This is a genomic window from Idiomarina sp. T82-3, from assembly GCF_001577655.1.
Taxonomy (GTDB): Bacteria; Pseudomonadota; Gammaproteobacteria; order Enterobacterales; family Alteromonadaceae; genus Idiomarina; species Idiomarina baltica.
Genome location: NZ_LSBQ01000002.1, coordinates 105,219 through 119,844, shown reverse-complemented (window position 1 = coordinate 119,844; position 14,626 = coordinate 105,219). Strand labels below are relative to the sequence as shown.

General features: G+C 44.2%; 18 protein-coding genes and 1 CRISPR repeat array. Of the genes, 9 read left to right on the top strand and 9 right to left on the bottom strand.

What is annotated here, in order from left to right; translation table 11 throughout:
• Positions 1-270: 270 nt before the first annotated feature.
• Positions 271-735: direct repeats of the CRISPR family, unit length 37 nt; unit sequence GTCTTAATCCCCTCATCATTCGGGGCTTTGTTCAGAC.
• 109 nt (positions 736-844) lie between these two features.
• The 5 genes from csx16 to AWU56_RS01730 all read right to left on the bottom strand — a co-directional run bounded on the left by csx16 (position 845) and on the right by AWU56_RS01730 (position 4,112).
• On the bottom strand, positions 845-1,147 hold the full coding sequence (csx16, locus tag AWU56_RS01750) for a CRISPR-associated protein Csx16 (protein ID WP_286681606.1): 303 nt from the start codon (positions 1,145-1,147) through the stop codon (positions 845-847).
• A 183-nt stretch (positions 1,148-1,330) separates the two neighbouring features.
• Complete coding sequence (locus tag AWU56_RS01745; RefSeq protein ID WP_286681605.1) at positions 1,331-2,476, bottom strand: Card1-like endonuclease domain-containing protein; 1,146 nt, start codon at positions 2,474-2,476, stop codon at positions 1,331-1,333.
• Between the two features lie 206 nt (positions 2,477-2,682).
• Positions 2,683-2,901 (bottom strand): hypothetical protein, encoded by a 219-nt coding sequence (locus AWU56_RS01740; protein ID WP_286681604.1) that lies wholly within the window; start codon positions 2,899-2,901, stop codon positions 2,683-2,685.
• Positions 2,902-2,940: 39 nt separating this feature from the next.
• Positions 2,941-3,156 carry a TIGR02450 family Trp-rich protein gene (locus AWU56_RS01735; protein WP_286681603.1) on the bottom strand — a complete coding sequence of 72 codons (216 nt, stop codon included), beginning with the start codon at positions 3,154-3,156 and terminating at the stop codon, positions 2,941-2,943.
• Positions 3,157-3,161: 5 nt separating this feature from the next.
• Positions 3,162-4,112 (bottom strand): competence protein CoiA family protein, encoded by a 951-nt coding sequence (locus tag AWU56_RS01730; RefSeq protein WP_286681602.1) that lies wholly within the window; start codon positions 4,110-4,112, stop codon positions 3,162-3,164.
• A 104-nt stretch (positions 4,113-4,216) separates the two neighbouring features.
• Between AWU56_RS01730 and AWU56_RS01725 the strand changes: the two genes are divergently transcribed.
• Positions 4,217-5,113 (top strand): hypothetical protein, encoded by an 897-nt coding sequence (locus AWU56_RS01725; RefSeq protein WP_286681601.1) that lies wholly within the window; start codon positions 4,217-4,219, stop codon positions 5,111-5,113.
• A 32-nt stretch (positions 5,114-5,145) separates the two neighbouring features.
• Here the strand turns inward: AWU56_RS01725 and AWU56_RS01720 are convergent, their stop codons facing one another.
• The 4 genes from AWU56_RS01720 to AWU56_RS01705 all read right to left on the bottom strand — a co-directional run bounded on the left by AWU56_RS01720 (position 5,146) and on the right by AWU56_RS01705 (position 7,504).
• Entirely contained in the window at positions 5,146-6,543 is a 1,398-nt protein-coding gene (locus tag AWU56_RS01720; RefSeq protein WP_286681600.1) for a hypothetical protein, read from the bottom strand.
• A gap of 91 nt (positions 6,544-6,634) precedes the next feature.
• Positions 6,635-6,940 (bottom strand): hypothetical protein, encoded by a 306-nt coding sequence (locus tag AWU56_RS01715; protein WP_286681599.1) that lies wholly within the window; start codon positions 6,938-6,940, stop codon positions 6,635-6,637.
• 236 nt (positions 6,941-7,176) lie between these two features.
• A complete protein-coding gene (locus AWU56_RS01710; RefSeq protein ID WP_286681598.1) occupies positions 7,177-7,308 on the bottom strand; it encodes a hypothetical protein in 132 nt (43 codons plus the stop codon).
• 31 nt (positions 7,309-7,339) lie between these two features.
• Positions 7,340-7,504, bottom strand: coding sequence for a hypothetical protein (locus tag AWU56_RS01705; protein WP_286681597.1), 165 nt, complete (start codon positions 7,502-7,504; stop codon positions 7,340-7,342).
• Between the two features lie 347 nt (positions 7,505-7,851).
• Here AWU56_RS01705 and AWU56_RS01700 point away from each other — a divergent pair, with 347 nt between their 5' ends.
• The 8 genes from AWU56_RS01700 (at position 7,852) to umuC (ending at position 13,732) form a co-directional block, all read left to right on the top strand.
• A complete protein-coding gene (locus AWU56_RS01700) occupies positions 7,852-8,745 on the top strand; it encodes an alpha/beta fold hydrolase (RefSeq protein WP_286681596.1) in 894 nt (297 codons plus the stop codon).
• A gap of 224 nt (positions 8,746-8,969) precedes the next feature.
• Positions 8,970-9,971: an alpha/beta hydrolase family protein gene (locus tag AWU56_RS01695; RefSeq protein ID WP_286681595.1), complete on the top strand. Its 1,002-nt coding sequence runs from the start codon at positions 8,970-8,972 to the stop codon at positions 9,969-9,971.
• Between the two features lie 206 nt (positions 9,972-10,177).
• Complete coding sequence (locus AWU56_RS01690) at positions 10,178-10,555, top strand: MerR family transcriptional regulator (protein WP_019677949.1); 378 nt, start codon at positions 10,178-10,180, stop codon at positions 10,553-10,555.
• A 65-nt stretch (positions 10,556-10,620) separates the two neighbouring features.
• On the top strand, positions 10,621-11,010 hold the full coding sequence (merC, locus tag AWU56_RS01685) for an organomercurial transporter MerC (RefSeq protein WP_034823179.1): 390 nt from the start codon (positions 10,621-10,623) through the stop codon (positions 11,008-11,010).
• Positions 10,998-11,213 carry a GDCCVxC domain-containing (seleno)protein gene (locus AWU56_RS01680; RefSeq protein ID WP_072243337.1) on the top strand — a complete coding sequence of 72 codons (216 nt, stop codon included), beginning with the start codon at positions 10,998-11,000 and terminating at the stop codon, positions 11,211-11,213. Before merC ends, AWU56_RS01680 begins: the two co-directional genes overlap by 13 nt.
• Positions 11,214-11,339: 126 nt before the next feature.
• A complete protein-coding gene (locus AWU56_RS01675; RefSeq protein WP_286681594.1) occupies positions 11,340-11,936 on the top strand; it encodes a hypothetical protein in 597 nt (198 codons plus the stop codon).
• A 97-nt stretch (positions 11,937-12,033) separates the two neighbouring features.
• Entirely contained in the window at positions 12,034-12,459 is a 426-nt protein-coding gene (gene umuD, locus AWU56_RS01670) for a translesion error-prone DNA polymerase V autoproteolytic subunit (protein WP_286681593.1), read from the top strand.
• A complete protein-coding gene (gene umuC, locus AWU56_RS01665; protein WP_286681592.1) occupies positions 12,437-13,732 on the top strand; it encodes a translesion error-prone DNA polymerase V subunit UmuC in 1,296 nt (431 codons plus the stop codon). Before umuD ends, umuC begins: the two co-directional genes overlap by 23 nt.
• The last annotated feature ends 894 nt before the right edge of the window (positions 13,733-14,626 follow it).

The following is a 14,626-nucleotide window of genomic DNA, read 5'->3' as shown; positions in this document are numbered from 1 at the left end:
TCTCCCGAATTAACTTGAATTCTGGCTATGGCATATAACTATGGAATAAAAACCACCCCCGGTGGATTTAACAAACTTGTTAACCCCGCCTTGCTTATCCTCCGCCCTGAAGTAGCTTGCGTCCTGACGCAAGTAGCACTAGACCGCAAACCACTGAACTGTATTCAAAACTTAAAACCACGTGCGCCAGGGCGCACGCTACAGATTGATAACATCATTCGGGGCTTTGTTCAGACTTTAAACCAATTAAAAACATTCAAAAAGAAGGTAGTCTTAATCCCCTCATCATTCGGGGCTTTGTTCAGACAAATCAAACTGACTGGTATGGATGCTTGGGATCAGTCTTAATCCCCTCATCATTCGGGGCTTTGTTCAGACGCAACCACCCGAACCCGCACGCTATCTTGAGAACCGGTCTTAATCCCCTCATCATTCGGGGCTTTGTTCAGACTGCTTAACACGAGCGTATAAGCGCGTGTCACTGTCTTAATCCCCTCATCATTCGGGGCTTTGTTCAGACTTCGTTGCTCAGTATCATACACTTTCTTAGGGTCGGTCTTAATCCCCTCATCATTCGGGGCTTTGTTCAGACGTTTGATTCATCAACATTGACGATTTCAATCTCACGTCTTAATCCCCTCATCATTCGGGGCTTTGTTCAGACGGAAGAGTGGGATGACATCGTAGCTGATGCCTACGTCTTAATCCCCTCATCATTCGGGGCTTTGTTCAGACTCTAACGCGAAAATTTTACCTTACCTTTCAGTGAGTTAAAAGCCCTGATCGCCAGGTGATTTCCATCTTGAAAGTTGACTAAAATTTAACCAACTGTTAAAGAGCGAAATTAACCTGTGATTTTGGTTTTACGGAAAGCAATGAACTCGACTAAGCGCGCATTGCATTTCTGCATTTGCTCTACGCTTAATTCTACCCCACGCCAACACGCTGGAACGTCCAGACTAATATGAAAATAGCGAGCACCAGCTTCGCATACTTTTGCCGCGAATTCGAGCGGTAAAGTCCCAATAATTTTGTCACCGGCACAAGGTGCAAGGCTCTCCACATGGGAAACGTAGATATCGCCTGTAATGCCTTGTTGTTCCAACCAAGCTAATGCACCCGGGTGACGTGTCACGATATAAACCAACGTTTTGCTCCCTTAACGATTTCGGGAGGCATAATACTTAACTGAGGAATGACAACGGTCAGTCACAAGTTTGTTGGTTTAAAAAGTTTAAGGGGCGCTCAACTAACTAGATGCGGCTAATGTGTCAACACGAAACAAACCAACGCCGCTAACCATTAAGCAGCGTTAGTTTTTTTGCTTTGCTTAACGGATAAGCTTGAGTAACTTTTCGTCTAGCTGTTTGAGTGATTGCAACTCCCAAAGCTCAACATTGGGAGTTGCATACACACGCTCTCGTTGCGCCGGTTTAACGTCATAGGTACTAACGTAAATAGCCTTAGTGCGAGCCCCTGCAACATCGTTCTTTAAGCTATTCAATTTATAAATGTTGTCGTCCACCGTTTTATAACTTTCTTGGTTCTTTTTCGTTACTCGGTTTTTACACTCAAACACAAATAAATGATTATTGACCAGAGCTACTACATCCAGCTCGTTTCGTACCTCTTTTCCACTTTTCTTATTTGAACGTGTTATCTGCACGCTATGGAAATGTTCACCCTTAAGCCCGTTGTTCTTGAGCACGTGCCGTAAAGATAAATAAATGTGTTTTTCTAACCAGCCACTGACTAGAAACTGACCATTTTCTTCTGAGGTTGGTTTAAATCCACTATCTGTTTGTTCTAAGAACCCCCGTGTTTCCATTTCGTCACAGAAATCGAGTAATTCCGTTGGGGCTTTAAATTCATCAATATGTCCTACCTGCCCTTCAGGCGCATTAAGACATTTATTGATATAGGGAATCACCTTGGTCAGCCAACCCAAGTTATCTGTCATGTAGTCAATGACAGCTTGCTCTTCAGGTGGTACTTGCTCGTCTCCTGTGGATTCAACCTGGGTTCCGTGAATCGCCAGAAATTGGTTTAGCTTTAAGTTAGTGGTCAGCGGCGTTAAATCACGCTGCCCGGCAGTATTAACCCACTGTAAGCTGTTATCTTCGACATAATAAGCTTCTACATCTCGATTAAACGCCGCTAAAAAGACCCCAAGAGACATCAGTTTGGTGCCGCCGGTAATGTTTATCATCGACTGTTTACCTTTAGCCTTAAGTTTTTCGATATGTTCGCCAACGATGGTTTCCATCTCGGTGTAGTCAAAAGCAACCGAGTCTGGGATTAGCTCTGCCTGAACCTTCAGGCCTTTAGGTTTAAGCGTGCTTTCTAAATAACTGATGTTATCGGTAAACCGACCGGTATATAGAAAAATGACTTCCTTTGCATCAATATCGGTCTCTAGTAAAGGCAACACGTTGGGTACAGGTTGCTCACTCACAATAGCAATATGAACGGTCATTGTATGTCCTTATAGCAAGGTAATGTAATCTAACTAGTCTGGTTTGTTTTTGAATTTATGTAAAAAAAGGGTCAATTAATATTGTTTTCTTCGAACATAAATTGATACACCTATTTCCACGCGGCTGCTCTCTCAAAGGCCTCTCGTTTAAATGTGGTCTTGATAAGTTTCGTCTAACAGTCGCTATATTCGGTCCGTTAGCGCAGTTACTTGGCGTCGACAAACTGAGATTCAGCCTCACCGACATCAACCCATTCATTGCCAATTTCTAAATAAACCTGATCGCCAAGCATGTCCATGTCAATTCGAAAGCACGGTGATGATGGTTCCATGTCTTCATTAACTTCCGCTTCAGAACGTGGGCTTATCAGCTCAAGATAACGACGGGTCGCCTCTTCGGTTAATGTAATTTGTAAACGCTGCATAATCACTCTCCAGTTTAGGATACTTGGTATGATGACCGCTTATCTCCAGCCTTGAACCCATGTTTCCTCGTTTTTAAGGTCCAGCCAGTCAATTGGATATTCCTTTCTCGAGAGCACTGATTCGATCACGCACGACATCACCGAACCATCCTCATCATACTCGACTTCAGATACCAAAAAATGCTTCTCCCGATTTATCGGTTTGACGGCGGTCCACTTGCTATTGGGAAGTTTGGCTGGATTAATTTGATTCATATTGGCTACTCCTCCACCTTAACGTTCCGATACGTCTTGCAATTCGGGCAGTTAAGGCCAAACAACGAGTTTTTACTATACCATACGTGCTGACACTGAGTGCATTCACGCCGAAAGCCCAATTCCTTTTGTTGTTTACGCTGTTCCTCAGTTTTTCGTTGTTGCTCAAGATAAGCTTGATGTTGGCGTTGTGCTTCTTGTTCCTCTCGTTTATGTTTTGCCACTAGCTGTTGGCGGGCTTGTTCTTGTTGCTTTTGTTGTTGCGCGACCATTTCAAGATGCTGCTTTTTAAGCTCATTCCGCTTCGCGTCAATCAATTTTGGCAAGCGCGGATGGTAGAGCCAGCGTTTACCGTCAATATCGTGATTCAGGTAACGCAATAATCGTTCGCGGTAACGTCCGTGATGAAGTTCAAAATCCCCTTCCAGAGTATCTAGTTGAAACTCAAGCACGGCACAACGCGTTTCGTCTGGATTGTAAAGTTGTTCCGGTGCGCGACGGTTTTCATAGGTGCAGTAAATAATTACGGGTATTCCAGCCACGGACGCCTTGATGTCGACCGTAGTATTTGAAAATTGCTGAGCGATACCAACCTCTTCTATGGTGCAAACTGCGTTATTGGTTACTGCTATGTCAACCACAGGTTGATTTGGGTAATCGTCGTTCCATTGGAAAGTCATTGCCGGCGTGGCAATGGTCATGCCATTTTGAATTAATTGTCGCAACATCAGTCGCACGGACACGCCAAAAGATATCTCACAAGCCTCTGAATCGCTAAAAGACGCCTGTGTAGCATGCGCAAAGTGCCAGCGTTTCTTTTCGCCCTGTCGGGATGAAAGCGGCAAATTACACGATGGGCAAACACAATTGCAGGCAAGTCCTCGCGGTACGTCTTCCACTGCGACCATCTGCTTGGTGTCTTTGTCGATCGCAAAGGGGATCAATGTCAGAGCCATACATCAAAAACCATTCAATCTCGTGCTGGAATTTTAAAACGGGTACTAGAACCAACGTTGATAATAATAGATAATTAACAGAATGTTATTAAAAAGGGACTTTTATGAAAAATAAATTAAGTGCGTTGACCTCAATTGCAGGTTGTTTATTAGTCACGGCCTGTGTCAGTACCGAGCCCGGCAAAGTCGATATGCAAGTTAATACCGTTCCCTATGAATGGAAAGACGACAAAAGCTTCGCCTATAACATGGCTTTTATTACTAACAAGGTTGCGGGTGTCGAAGATGTTGACGATGGTGAGCAGGCGCAACAAGAAATGTCTACCGCGGGTGTTCTTGGTGATTTAGCGTTAGGTCTAGCCGGAGGTGGTTTGGTTGGCGTTGCGGGTCAAGGCGCGACAAGCGCCAATCAGGCGCGGGCTTATGACTGGAAGCCGATGTATTTGATAAAGGCTCAACCATCTCAAGTTTCAACAGATCAAGCAGTGTTTGAGGCAGTCGATGTTGAGTTTGCTGAGGCTTTTTCAAAAATTAATGAAACGTCCTATCAAGGTTTGGTTAGAGTCCCGAACTCATATAATAAAGATAGTAATTTCTTTGTACTTTTCACAGGTAAGTTATGTAATGGCGACGAGCCGAGTCTGAGCGGTCGCTTTCGGAATGACACAGACTTAAGTCGTTACAGTCAATACGCGAGCAGACCTATAGCATCTGGAAAACCAATCTGCTCTGCCAGCTTTAATATAAGTGTATCTCCTTACGTTGTCGATAATTTTGACCAGGACGCTCAATTTATCGTTGTTGAGCATGTTAGCACTGTACGTATGGTTGACTACTTAAAACATAGAATGGGTGATTACGCTGTAATTCCAAAAATTTATGGCTATCCAACTGAAACTGGTTATGACACTGGCGATGCCCATGTTATAAGCTCTGATTTTGTCCACCTGTTCTCAACCAGTGACAAAGCCATCCCAATTAGTGAGTTTAACTTCAAGTAACGAAAAGGGAGGCCTGCGCCTCCCTACTCTCGTCAAGACCAGAGCGCGCCCCAGCCCTCCCACGTGCCTAACCGTTTATAAACTGACGGGAGATTCGACGGGACGTTGAGCTTTTTAAGCAACTGCCGGTTACTCTTCGCAAAGCTAAACCAATCCCGCTGACTCTTAATGTTTTGTTTTCTTATGAGCTCCTTAACGCTCTGCATGCTTGCATAGTTCGCTTGCCGGCGCTCAATAGCAAGCTGTGTGTTTGCGCGACGATTATTGATCCCTTTTTGTTTAAAGTGCTCCATAACCGCGTCAAAGTCCGTGCGTAACTTTAAAATATTCATATACGAGTGGAATTTATTTTTGAGCGTCGCCAGGCCATCAATTCCCTCGTCTTCCAAAAAGTCAACGAGGTCAATTAACGGTAAAGCGATTAGGTTTTTCTTTTTTTCGTCATTCGAATAGCCTAAAACCTCCACTGAGTAATCGGTTGACGTAATGATGCCGTAACGTTTTAATTCGGCTTGCAGCAATTCACAAAAACCTGAGATATCAAAGCCTGTAGCTTTATAGAAAGGCTCTGTGTCGATAAAAACTGCTCGATAACCGGCATCTTTGTATTCCGCCTCCTTGATATTTTTACGCTCTAGATAACGCGATTTCCTGACACCTTTCCCTGCCTCGTGGTTTTGAGACACTTCAATCACAACATGAGTCTCGGGCAAATAAAAATCCGCTTTGCGATGCTTAGCAGTGGTCTGTAAGCCCTCAACTACATGCTGTGTGAGATTATTAATATCATTTGCGTTAAGAAAATTGTTAGCAACTAATTCAGCAAATGAGTGCAACAACCGACCGTGTCGGTCAATGTAGAAATTTTGAATTGCCGACGGGTTTTCGAGCAGAAACTGCGTTTCAAGCTGGCGGCCTTTGAGGTGCGCATGCAACGTGCAATACTCATGTTTCATATGGGTAAGCGAGGCGATACCGACTAGTTCGTCCAGAAATTGACGATCAGTTAACACCCAGGGGTCGGGTTTTTTTAGTTTAAGCTTAGCAGCTTTAGCCACGAGTACGCGGTGATTAGCAGGCACTTGCGCTCTCAGAATTGCTTGAGCCTGTTTGTAGTAGCCTGTTTGCACTAATGCTTCTACCTGGGCGATTTGGTACTTATATTGCGATAACGTGTTCTCATCGATGTTTTGTAACTCAAGCTTCAAATCACGTACGATACCGTACAAATGAGGTGAACGCGCCAAAGCTAACGTACCTGCGAGTTTTGCGTCAGCCATCTCGATCCGCTCATTAATCAGTGATGTCAGCTTGGTAATCGACAAACAATCATGATTCAGTAAATATTGTTTCAGCTTTACGCTGGATTTAATTTCCATCGCCAGGCGATTCAGTGCGAGTTTTTGTGTTTGCTCAATGTCTTTTTGCATTATGTGTTCCTTGAGGTTGGTTAAAAGACAACCCCAGTAGATCACAATCCCAAAATCTCGCTACTGATCGGTTTTTCGAGTTCTTGCTCCATTAGGTTTTAAAATTGTTAAGCCAGTTCAAGGCAGCATCGTAGTCTGAAAAGTTTTTTACTTGAGGGAAGTTGGTCGTCGAGCCAGGTTTAAACCGCTGCACTAGAACAGTGTATTTTCGCTTCGAAATTTTAAAAACTCGAAACTCGCTATATGAGTCAGGGTCCAGCGACATATAAACGAGCTCTGCTTTAGGCTGACGACGATCAACATCAAGCAATCGCTCCGGCTCTTTTGCTTTTAAAATTTTGTTCTTGGTCCAAAAAATGAGCTGTAACAGTTGGTTTGGTCTTTGCGCGTGTCTCATCAGGTTGCCTCAGTTGCTACTAAAGCGCTCATGCTACGATGATATCTAACGGATGCGAAAAAATAGACAGCGTAAATTTGGCCTCTCTATTTTTTAATTAATATACTGGGTAGAGCATAACTGGCTGCTCTGAAGTATGGGTGAAAAACCGGCCAAGGTAATTGACGCTACATACGTTCAGATCTGCATTTTACTTATGGACCTATGGGCACGGCGGAGATTATTACCTTGATTCGCTAAGGGTTATCGTTATCTATACCCTCACGGTTGTCTGACTTCTTCTGCCCAATAAACAAGTAACAAGCTGTAATTGTTAGTGCCAAGATGGGCGCCAACGCAAATGCAATAGTCGCAACGATATCCGTCATTTAGCCCCCTCACTTTGTGGATTAATAACCGTTATTTTTCTATCACCGGGCCGTCCAGCCAGATCTGGTCTTCTTTATCTAACTGAAAGGCTTCTTTAGGGCTATTAGCCAACAGCTCATCAAGCCTATATTCGACGGGGTGAGCTTGCTCGCCGTTATTGCATTTATCTTCAGCGTGTCGTTGATGACGATGCACTTGGTATCTCCGCTTAAACCGGTAACGTTGATTTATTGCTATGTAACTGACAGTAACCCACTGAAATTTACAGCACAATGGCAAAACCAACAATAGTAAAGCGGTAAGGGTGAATTACCTGCTTGGTTCCTGTGACACTGCTGGTTCAAATAAGGTTGACACGTTCCGCATTAGTTGGAGCAGGCAGAGGGCAGAAGGTCCGCTGTTCGCTCAAAGCAGACATTCACGCAAATTGCGGCTATTACCTCTTTGACTACGCCGTCTAAATCAGGTATGGCTATCATCTGCTGGAACTTTTTTTAATCTGTCTATCACTAATAAACTTCAATTAACAAATATTCGACCTGATGAAAACCTACTTTTTGATGTCGTTTCTAGTATTTCTAAGTACGTTTCCTGCTGTAGCTGCTGAAAAGTACTTGCGTGATGATGGAACCAATATTAGTTATTACCTAGATAATGCTGATGCCGAAAACTTAATTGTGATTTTTCAAGGGTCTGACTGTAACAGCGTCCGTCATATGGAGTCGATAAAAACAATTTGGAAAGAATTGGCGCCCGACGCTGCACTCTTAACGATCGAGAAGTATGGTATTGATGAAAGTCTTCCATACGCTTCAGGCGCACGTGATGACTGCCCAGATGACTACCTTCAATACGATACAATGGCGCAAAGAATTAACGATGGGGTTCAATTAGTCAAGGCTTTAAAATCCTCCTATCGTGAAGTAATTTTGGCTGGTGGTAGTGAAGGCGGTTCGATCGCTTTAGGCGTAGCTGCAAAAGTCTCAGATTTACACGCCGTACTAGTATTAAACTCTGGCTCTTCCAGCTTTCAGCACGATGTGGAATTCAGCATCCAGCAGACCGTTCCTGAGGACCGGCTTGATGAGGTTTTGTATGGTTTCCGACAGTTTGTCAAAAAAGTTAAGGAAAGTAATAAGCCGTTTCCGACACAAGTTAGCGGCCATGGCTACGCATTTTGGAAAGATGCTTTGGAGCGGGATTTGCTCCAACCGCTTAGGGAAATCGAGCAGCCTGTGCTCGTAATGCAATCAAGTGAAGATAAAAGCGTGGACCCTGAACGAACGCAGCAGCAAGTAGAAAATATTATTGACGGTGGCGCATCAAACATAACATTGAAAATGTTGCCGGGGCTTGATCATGGTTTCCGGGACGCAAATGGCGCCTCAAAGCTTAAAGAGGTTATTGAAAGCGCGACTGATATTATTAACCCCTAACTTTTTAATCAATCTGTTAGGCAAGTAACAATTCAAAGTTAAGAGTCCGTTATGATAACAATTGACCTTTGACCTTGTTACGAGCTCTTATCTACTTAAACTAATGGTTACCCATTTTGTTCTGGTGGTGTGAAGGAAATTAATTAATCACGGTACCTAGCTTTCGCCTCTTCTATGGGGAAGTGAATGGATAAGCTCAGTTAACACTTTTAAAAAGGTGAGAAATGAAGCATAAGACTGCTATTATTGCCGTAGCATTTATTTTAACTGTTGTTAACGGGAAACTCCTGGCAGATGAGCCCGGTAATTTTCTGAGAGAAAAAAATTGTTTTGATGACTCATATGAAGCTTTTATTACTTCCTTAACGGTCAACGCACCTGATAGGAAAAAGTCAGCAGTAGCAGATATGTACCGCTCTAAAATTAGACAGGCTGAGTTTGACGAGCTTCAAGCTGATTTTATGTGTAAGGTGATTGTATATCAGAGCGGTCAATATCCGGTTGGCGGTCTACTCCTCACCCCGAAAATTAAGAAAAACGAGAGACTTAAAACCATTATCTATAACCGAGGTGGCAATGCAAGGTTTGGAGCCCTAAGTTATGTGGATATATTTCAGCAGTTAAAGCCTATAACAGACTTAGGTGTTGCTGTTTTCGCCACTCAATATCGCGGAGGAATGGAGCTCACCGACGGACCAGGAGAGCATGTCGATGAATTTGGGGGGCGGGACGTTCAGGATGTTGTTAATATCGTAAAGCTGGCTGCAAAACTCCCTTATATTGATCAAAATGATATGCACATGATTGGCGTTAGTCGAGGGGGAATGTCATCGTTTTTGTCGTTATTGAAAGTAAAGAATATCAAAACGCTGACCGTGATTGGTTCGCCTAGCGATTTATTCAAAGCCATTCAAGAACGACCTGAAATGGAAGCTGTTTTTAAAGCCAGAGTGCCAGACTATAGCGCTAACAAGGAAGTCGAGTTAAAAAAACGATCTGTAGTTTATTGGGCTGAAGACTTACCTCGTGACGTACCTGTCTTAATACTTCATGGGGAAAAAGATAAAAGAGTGTCTGTTGAGCAAGCAAAGGTGCTGGCAGGAAAGCTATCTGGCATTGGTCACCCACATAAATTGGTTACTTACAATGATTTCCATGGACTGCCATTCTCTCAAGGTCTTATGCTACGTGAGATAGAAGCCTGGATAAAGAGAGATAAAAGGTAAATAGTGTAATCACTTCATCTATACAAACATACTAGTAAAGCCTCAACTTGTTAGGCGTTGTATCATTTGGAGAATAGTCTGAAACACCTGCTCTTGCCACGTGCCACAGTCCGCTTTGAGCGAGAAGCGGTCATTATTAGTTCGAGAAATTTTACATCGTATTGATATACTAATGTCATGAAGTAGGCTGATTTTGTGGTTATACGATGAAAACGATAGGTAAGTTGGCTAAAGAACTTGATTTAGGCGTAGAAACTATACGGTTTTATGAGCGAGAAGGCCTAATAAAGCAGCCCCAAAAACCTCAAAATGGTTATCGGGTGTATGACGACTCAATCACCAAGCAATTACAATTCATTTGTAAGGCTAAAGCACTTGGCTTTACTCTAAAGGAAGTAGCGTCTTTGATGTCAATGGATGGCGATTGTGCCAAAGTTGAATCTCTAGGTTTGCAGAAACTGAGCTTAATTCAAAGTAAGATAGCTGACCTTCAACGCTTAGAAGTCGTCATAAAAGAAATGACTAATTCATGCCGCAACAATAACGACCAATCTCACTGCCCAATAATCGATTCGCTAAAATAGCATTGACTCCGTACCTATCTACGGAGTTTACACTCAAGTCATTCAAATAATGTTAGACGTTAAAAATGATTAATAAGATTTTAGATAAAGTTGGCTCAGGTGGTGTTTGGCTTGCAGCCCTCAGTTGTACGGGGTGTTTCCCTGCTCTCGGTTCATTAGCATCAGCATTGGGATTAGGCTTTCTCTCTCACTTTGAGGGGATTGCTGTAAATACCTTGTTACCTATATTTGCAACTTTGGCGTTGTTGGTAAATTTGTATAACTGGTATAAAAACCAAAATCATACGAGAGGTACTCTTGGAGTTATTGGGCCTATAGCTGTTTTGTTAACCCTCTATCCACTATGGCAATATGACTGGAGCACTTATTTGTTCTATGTGGGTATTTGTTTGATGATTGTAATGTCCGTATTGGACATTGTTAAACCTTTGAAGGAGCAAACATGCGAGGTATAGAGTTAAATTCTACCATTACTTGCCCTGAGTGCGGTTTCAGTAAAACCGAAGAAATGTCAACCAACGCTTGCCAGTGGTATTATGAATGTGAATCTTGCAAAGTTCTCCTAAAGCCTTTGAAGGGCGATTGTTGTGTATACTGCTCTTATGGAACAGTGAAATGCCCACCAATTCAAGAAGGCCAAAGTTGTTGTAAGAGCTAAGTGAATGTCTCTTAATGGCACAAATCAGACCTCCTTACTCGTAAGTTCTACCCCAAATAACAACTTACCGCAGCGGTCCCAAGTTGTTAGGATGTCATCAAATTAAGCCTATTATTAGAGAGCGAAATGCTAACGCCTGAGCAAAAGAAATACCGCGACCGTGCTAATCGTGCACGGCGTGAACTCTTTAAAGAAAAAGAAACCTTTGGTGCTGCCAGAGACGGCTCTGGTAAACGTTACCGGGTTTGCGTCTATTATGTGATGAGTGGTGCACCCGAAAAGGCCGTTGAATTTCTTCAATGGTTTTCCGAGGAATTTCCTGACGATGTCGGTGAGCCGGTGTTTTTACTGCATTCTGCACTAGCTTATCGACGCACTGCGCAACTGCAACCGGCAACGCGCTACCTTGTCGACGCCATGCTCAGCAATCTCTATTTGCTCCCCTATTTATACGGTCAGCCGCTTGCTCGGCAGGATATCTGGCATTCGTCCAACTGGGCCGATCCCACCTATATTTCGCAAGTCGATGACCTATTAGAAACGCCGACAGGTGAAGAGCGTATGTGGTTTAAGTCAATGTTTGAAAGTGAGTTATTTACCGCACTTAGAAATTACTATATCGAGACGTTTCATGCGCTACTTGATACCCGCGACGTTGAGCAGCGACAACAGGTTCTTGAACAATGGCATACCTTTTATCAGTTAACGCTTGACCAGCGATAGTAAAGCCGTTGAGTAACACTTCGTTTCTGCTGCCTCTTGCCCTGAATCAATAAAACATCGATACTGTATATAATTACAGTATTATTTGTGGGGTATTATGAAAGCAGAAATCATCAGTCGCGCAGGGGTGTATCCAAAGCTGCAGATCCCGTATTTGCTGGAGGCGGTGCAGGCCGGCTTTCCTTCGCCGGCACAGGATTACGTCGAACAGCAGCTGGATCTCAATGAGCTGTGCATTAAGCACCCGGCTGCCACCTATTTTGTGCGCGCGACCGGCGATTCGATGATCGGTGCGGGGATTAATGACAACGATGTGTTGGTGGTCGATCGTGCTTTAACCGCACAGGCGGGTGACATTATTATCGCCTGCTGGAACGGCGAACTGACGGTAAAAGAGCTACAGTTGAAACCCTACCCGGCACTGTTATCGCATAACCAGAATTATCCGCCGATCACTCTGCCGGAAGATGCCGAGCTCGATGTATTTGGGGTAGTCAGTCATGTTATCCATCGGTTCCGCTAAGCGAGCACCCTGCTTTGCCCTGATTGACTGCAATAACTTTTATGTATCGTGTGAACGGCTGTTTCGGCCGGATCTGCGTCAGCGGCCGGTACTGGTAGCCTCTAATAACGACGGTTGTGCTGTAGCTCGCTCTGCCGAAGCTAAAGCGCTGGGCATAAAAATGGGCACGCCGCTGTTTAAGATTGATGATTTGATTAAGCAGCACAACATTGAAGTTTTTTCCTCCAACTACGCGCTTTACGCCGACATATCAAATCGGGTGATGTCGACCATCGAAGCCATGGTGCCGCAACTAGAGGTTTACTCCATCGACGAGGCCTTTGCTGATCTCACCGGGGTAGATCGCTCAGTCTCATTAGATACCTTTGGCCATCAACTGCGCAACCGCATCAGCGACTGGGTGGGTATTCCTACTTGTGTTGGTATAGCACCCACCAAAACCCTGGCAAAGCTCGCTAACTACGGTGCTAAAAAGTACCCACAGACCGGAGGTGTGGTCGATCTGAGCCATCCGCAGCGACAGCGCAAGTTGCTGGCGATAACACCGGTGGACGAGGTCTGGGGGGTTGGCCGGCGTATTACTGAGCGTCTGCAACGAATGGGTATTAGCACGGCGCTGCAGTTGGCGGAGGCGGATCTTAAAACCCTGCGCAAACAATTTTCGGTGGTGCTGGAGCGCACCGCACGTGAGCTGCGTGGTGAATCCTGCCTGGCGTTGGAAGCGCTTCCGGCGAGCAAAAAGCAGATCGTGGTATCGCGCAGTTTCGGTAGCCCGGTGCTTACCATAGAATCCATTCAGGCGGCCCTGGCAAACTTTATTGCTCGAGCCGCAGAAAAACTGCGTTACGAGCAACAATACGCCCGCCAACTAACTGTGTTTATGCGGACCAATCCGTTTAAACAGCAACACCCGCAATACAGTAACTCGGTGACCCACAGCTTGACACAACCAACACAGGATAGCCGTGAGTTGCTGGCACTCACCCGCAACCTGTCCGAGCGTATCTTCAGAGCTGGCTACCATTACAACAAAGCCGGTGTAATGCTCGCTGATTTTTATCAAACCGGGGTTTTTCAGCAATCCTTGTTCGAAACCAATGAAGCTAAGCCCAAAAGCCGAGAGCTGATGAACGTGCTGGATAAAGTGAACGGTAAACAAACCGGCGCACTGTATTTCGCTTCGCAGCAAAAGTCTTCGAGTTGGCACATGAAGCGTGAACGACTATCGCCTGCCTACACGACGAGATGGGCAGAAATACCGAGGGTTAAGTAACGATAATGTTTCGAATGATGCGTTGGTCGGTTGATTACTCAACTTGATTGGCCAATTTTGGACCAAAGTGGCCATTTTTTTGTAAATGCGCAAAAATTAAGTTGTGAGAGCACGCTAAATTTTGAAAAAAGGACCAATATGGACTTTTTTGGCCTTTTTTGGCCTTTTTTGGGACTTTTCAACATTCAGCGACAAAACAGCCAAACAAGCACCACAAATAAATGTGGGTCGACGACAAAGTCCAATAAATCACGTTATCTAAAACCATAAAGTGCGTTTCGACCCACAAATAAATGTGGGTCGACGATAAAGTCCAATAAATCACGTTATCTAAAACCATAAAGTGCGTTTCGACCCACAAATAAATGTGGGCCGACGACAAAGTCCAATAAATCACGTTATCTAAAACCATAAAGTGCGTTTCGACCCACAAATAAATGTGGGTCGAAGCCAAGCAACTAAAACATCGTTTAAACCCAAACCATTCCGACCCACATTTATTTGTGGGTCGGAAAGAGAAAATAACGCTGCTGTGGGTCGGGAGTACCTTTCGACCCACAAATAGAATAGGGGCCCGCTACATAAGCAAAGCGCAGCGCTTTTAAGACAACATCAATTGAACAAACTAGTTTTGCAAGTATTGAGCGACAATTATCTTGACCGGTTGACCTGATAGGGTTCGGCACAGCAGAACGGAGGAATTTCGCAGGAGCAGCTTTAAACCATAAAAACGCTCTCAATGCCACTTTAAGCGACTTTATTAGTTAGATCTAGGTCGTTTCACTAGCATCATCTAAAAGTCGCTTAAAATGGCTTATATGCGTCATAACCCACACCCATTCTGTGTGGCGACAATTATCTTGGCCGGTTGTGTGGTTCCCGTTACGCTTATCA

Bases quoted from the DNA above. Each gene is read 5' to 3' on its own strand.
- AWU56_RS01675 (WP_286681594.1), top strand. From the start codon at position 11,340: ATGCTAACGCCTGAGCAAAAGAAATACCGCGACCGTGCTAATCGTGCA.
- AWU56_RS01725 (WP_286681601.1), top strand. From the start codon at position 4,217: ATGAAAAATAAATTAAGTGCGTTGACCTCAATTGCAGGTTGTTTATTA.
- AWU56_RS01745 (WP_286681605.1), bottom strand. From the start codon at position 2,476: ATGACCGTTCATATTGCTATTGTGAGTGAGCAACCTGTACCCAACGTG.
- AWU56_RS01735 (WP_286681603.1), bottom strand. From the start codon at position 3,156: ATGAATCAAATTAATCCAGCCAAACTTCCCAATAGCAAGTGGACCGCC.
- AWU56_RS01690 (WP_019677949.1), top strand. From the start codon at position 10,178: ATGAAAACGATAGGTAAGTTGGCTAAAGAACTTGATTTAGGCGTAGAA.
- AWU56_RS01720 (WP_286681600.1), bottom strand. From the start codon at position 6,543: ATGCAAAAAGACATTGAGCAAACACAAAAACTCGCACTGAATCGCCTG.
- umuC (WP_286681592.1), top strand. From the start codon at position 12,437: ATGTTATCCATCGGTTCCGCTAAGCGAGCACCCTGCTTTGCCCTGATT.
- AWU56_RS01680 (WP_072243337.1), top strand. From the start codon at position 10,998: ATGCGAGGTATAGAGTTAAATTCTACCATTACTTGCCCTGAGTGCGGT.
- umuD (WP_286681593.1), top strand. From the start codon at position 12,034: ATGAAAGCAGAAATCATCAGTCGCGCAGGGGTGTATCCAAAGCTGCAG.
- AWU56_RS01695 (WP_286681595.1), top strand. From the start codon at position 8,970: ATGAAGCATAAGACTGCTATTATTGCCGTAGCATTTATTTTAACTGTT.
- AWU56_RS01740 (WP_286681604.1), bottom strand. From the start codon at position 2,901: ATGCAGCGTTTACAAATTACATTAACCGAAGAGGCGACCCGTCGTTAT.
- AWU56_RS01730 (WP_286681602.1), bottom strand. From the start codon at position 4,112: ATGGCTCTGACATTGATCCCCTTTGCGATCGACAAAGACACCAAGCAG.
- AWU56_RS01700 (WP_286681596.1), top strand. From the start codon at position 7,852: ATGAAAACCTACTTTTTGATGTCGTTTCTAGTATTTCTAAGTACGTTT.
- merC (WP_034823179.1), top strand. From the start codon at position 10,621: ATGATTAATAAGATTTTAGATAAAGTTGGCTCAGGTGGTGTTTGGCTT.
- AWU56_RS01715 (WP_286681599.1), bottom strand. From the start codon at position 6,940: ATGAGACACGCGCAAAGACCAAACCAACTGTTACAGCTCATTTTTTGG.
- AWU56_RS01710 (WP_286681598.1), bottom strand. From the start codon at position 7,308: ATGACGGATATCGTTGCGACTATTGCATTTGCGTTGGCGCCCATCTTG.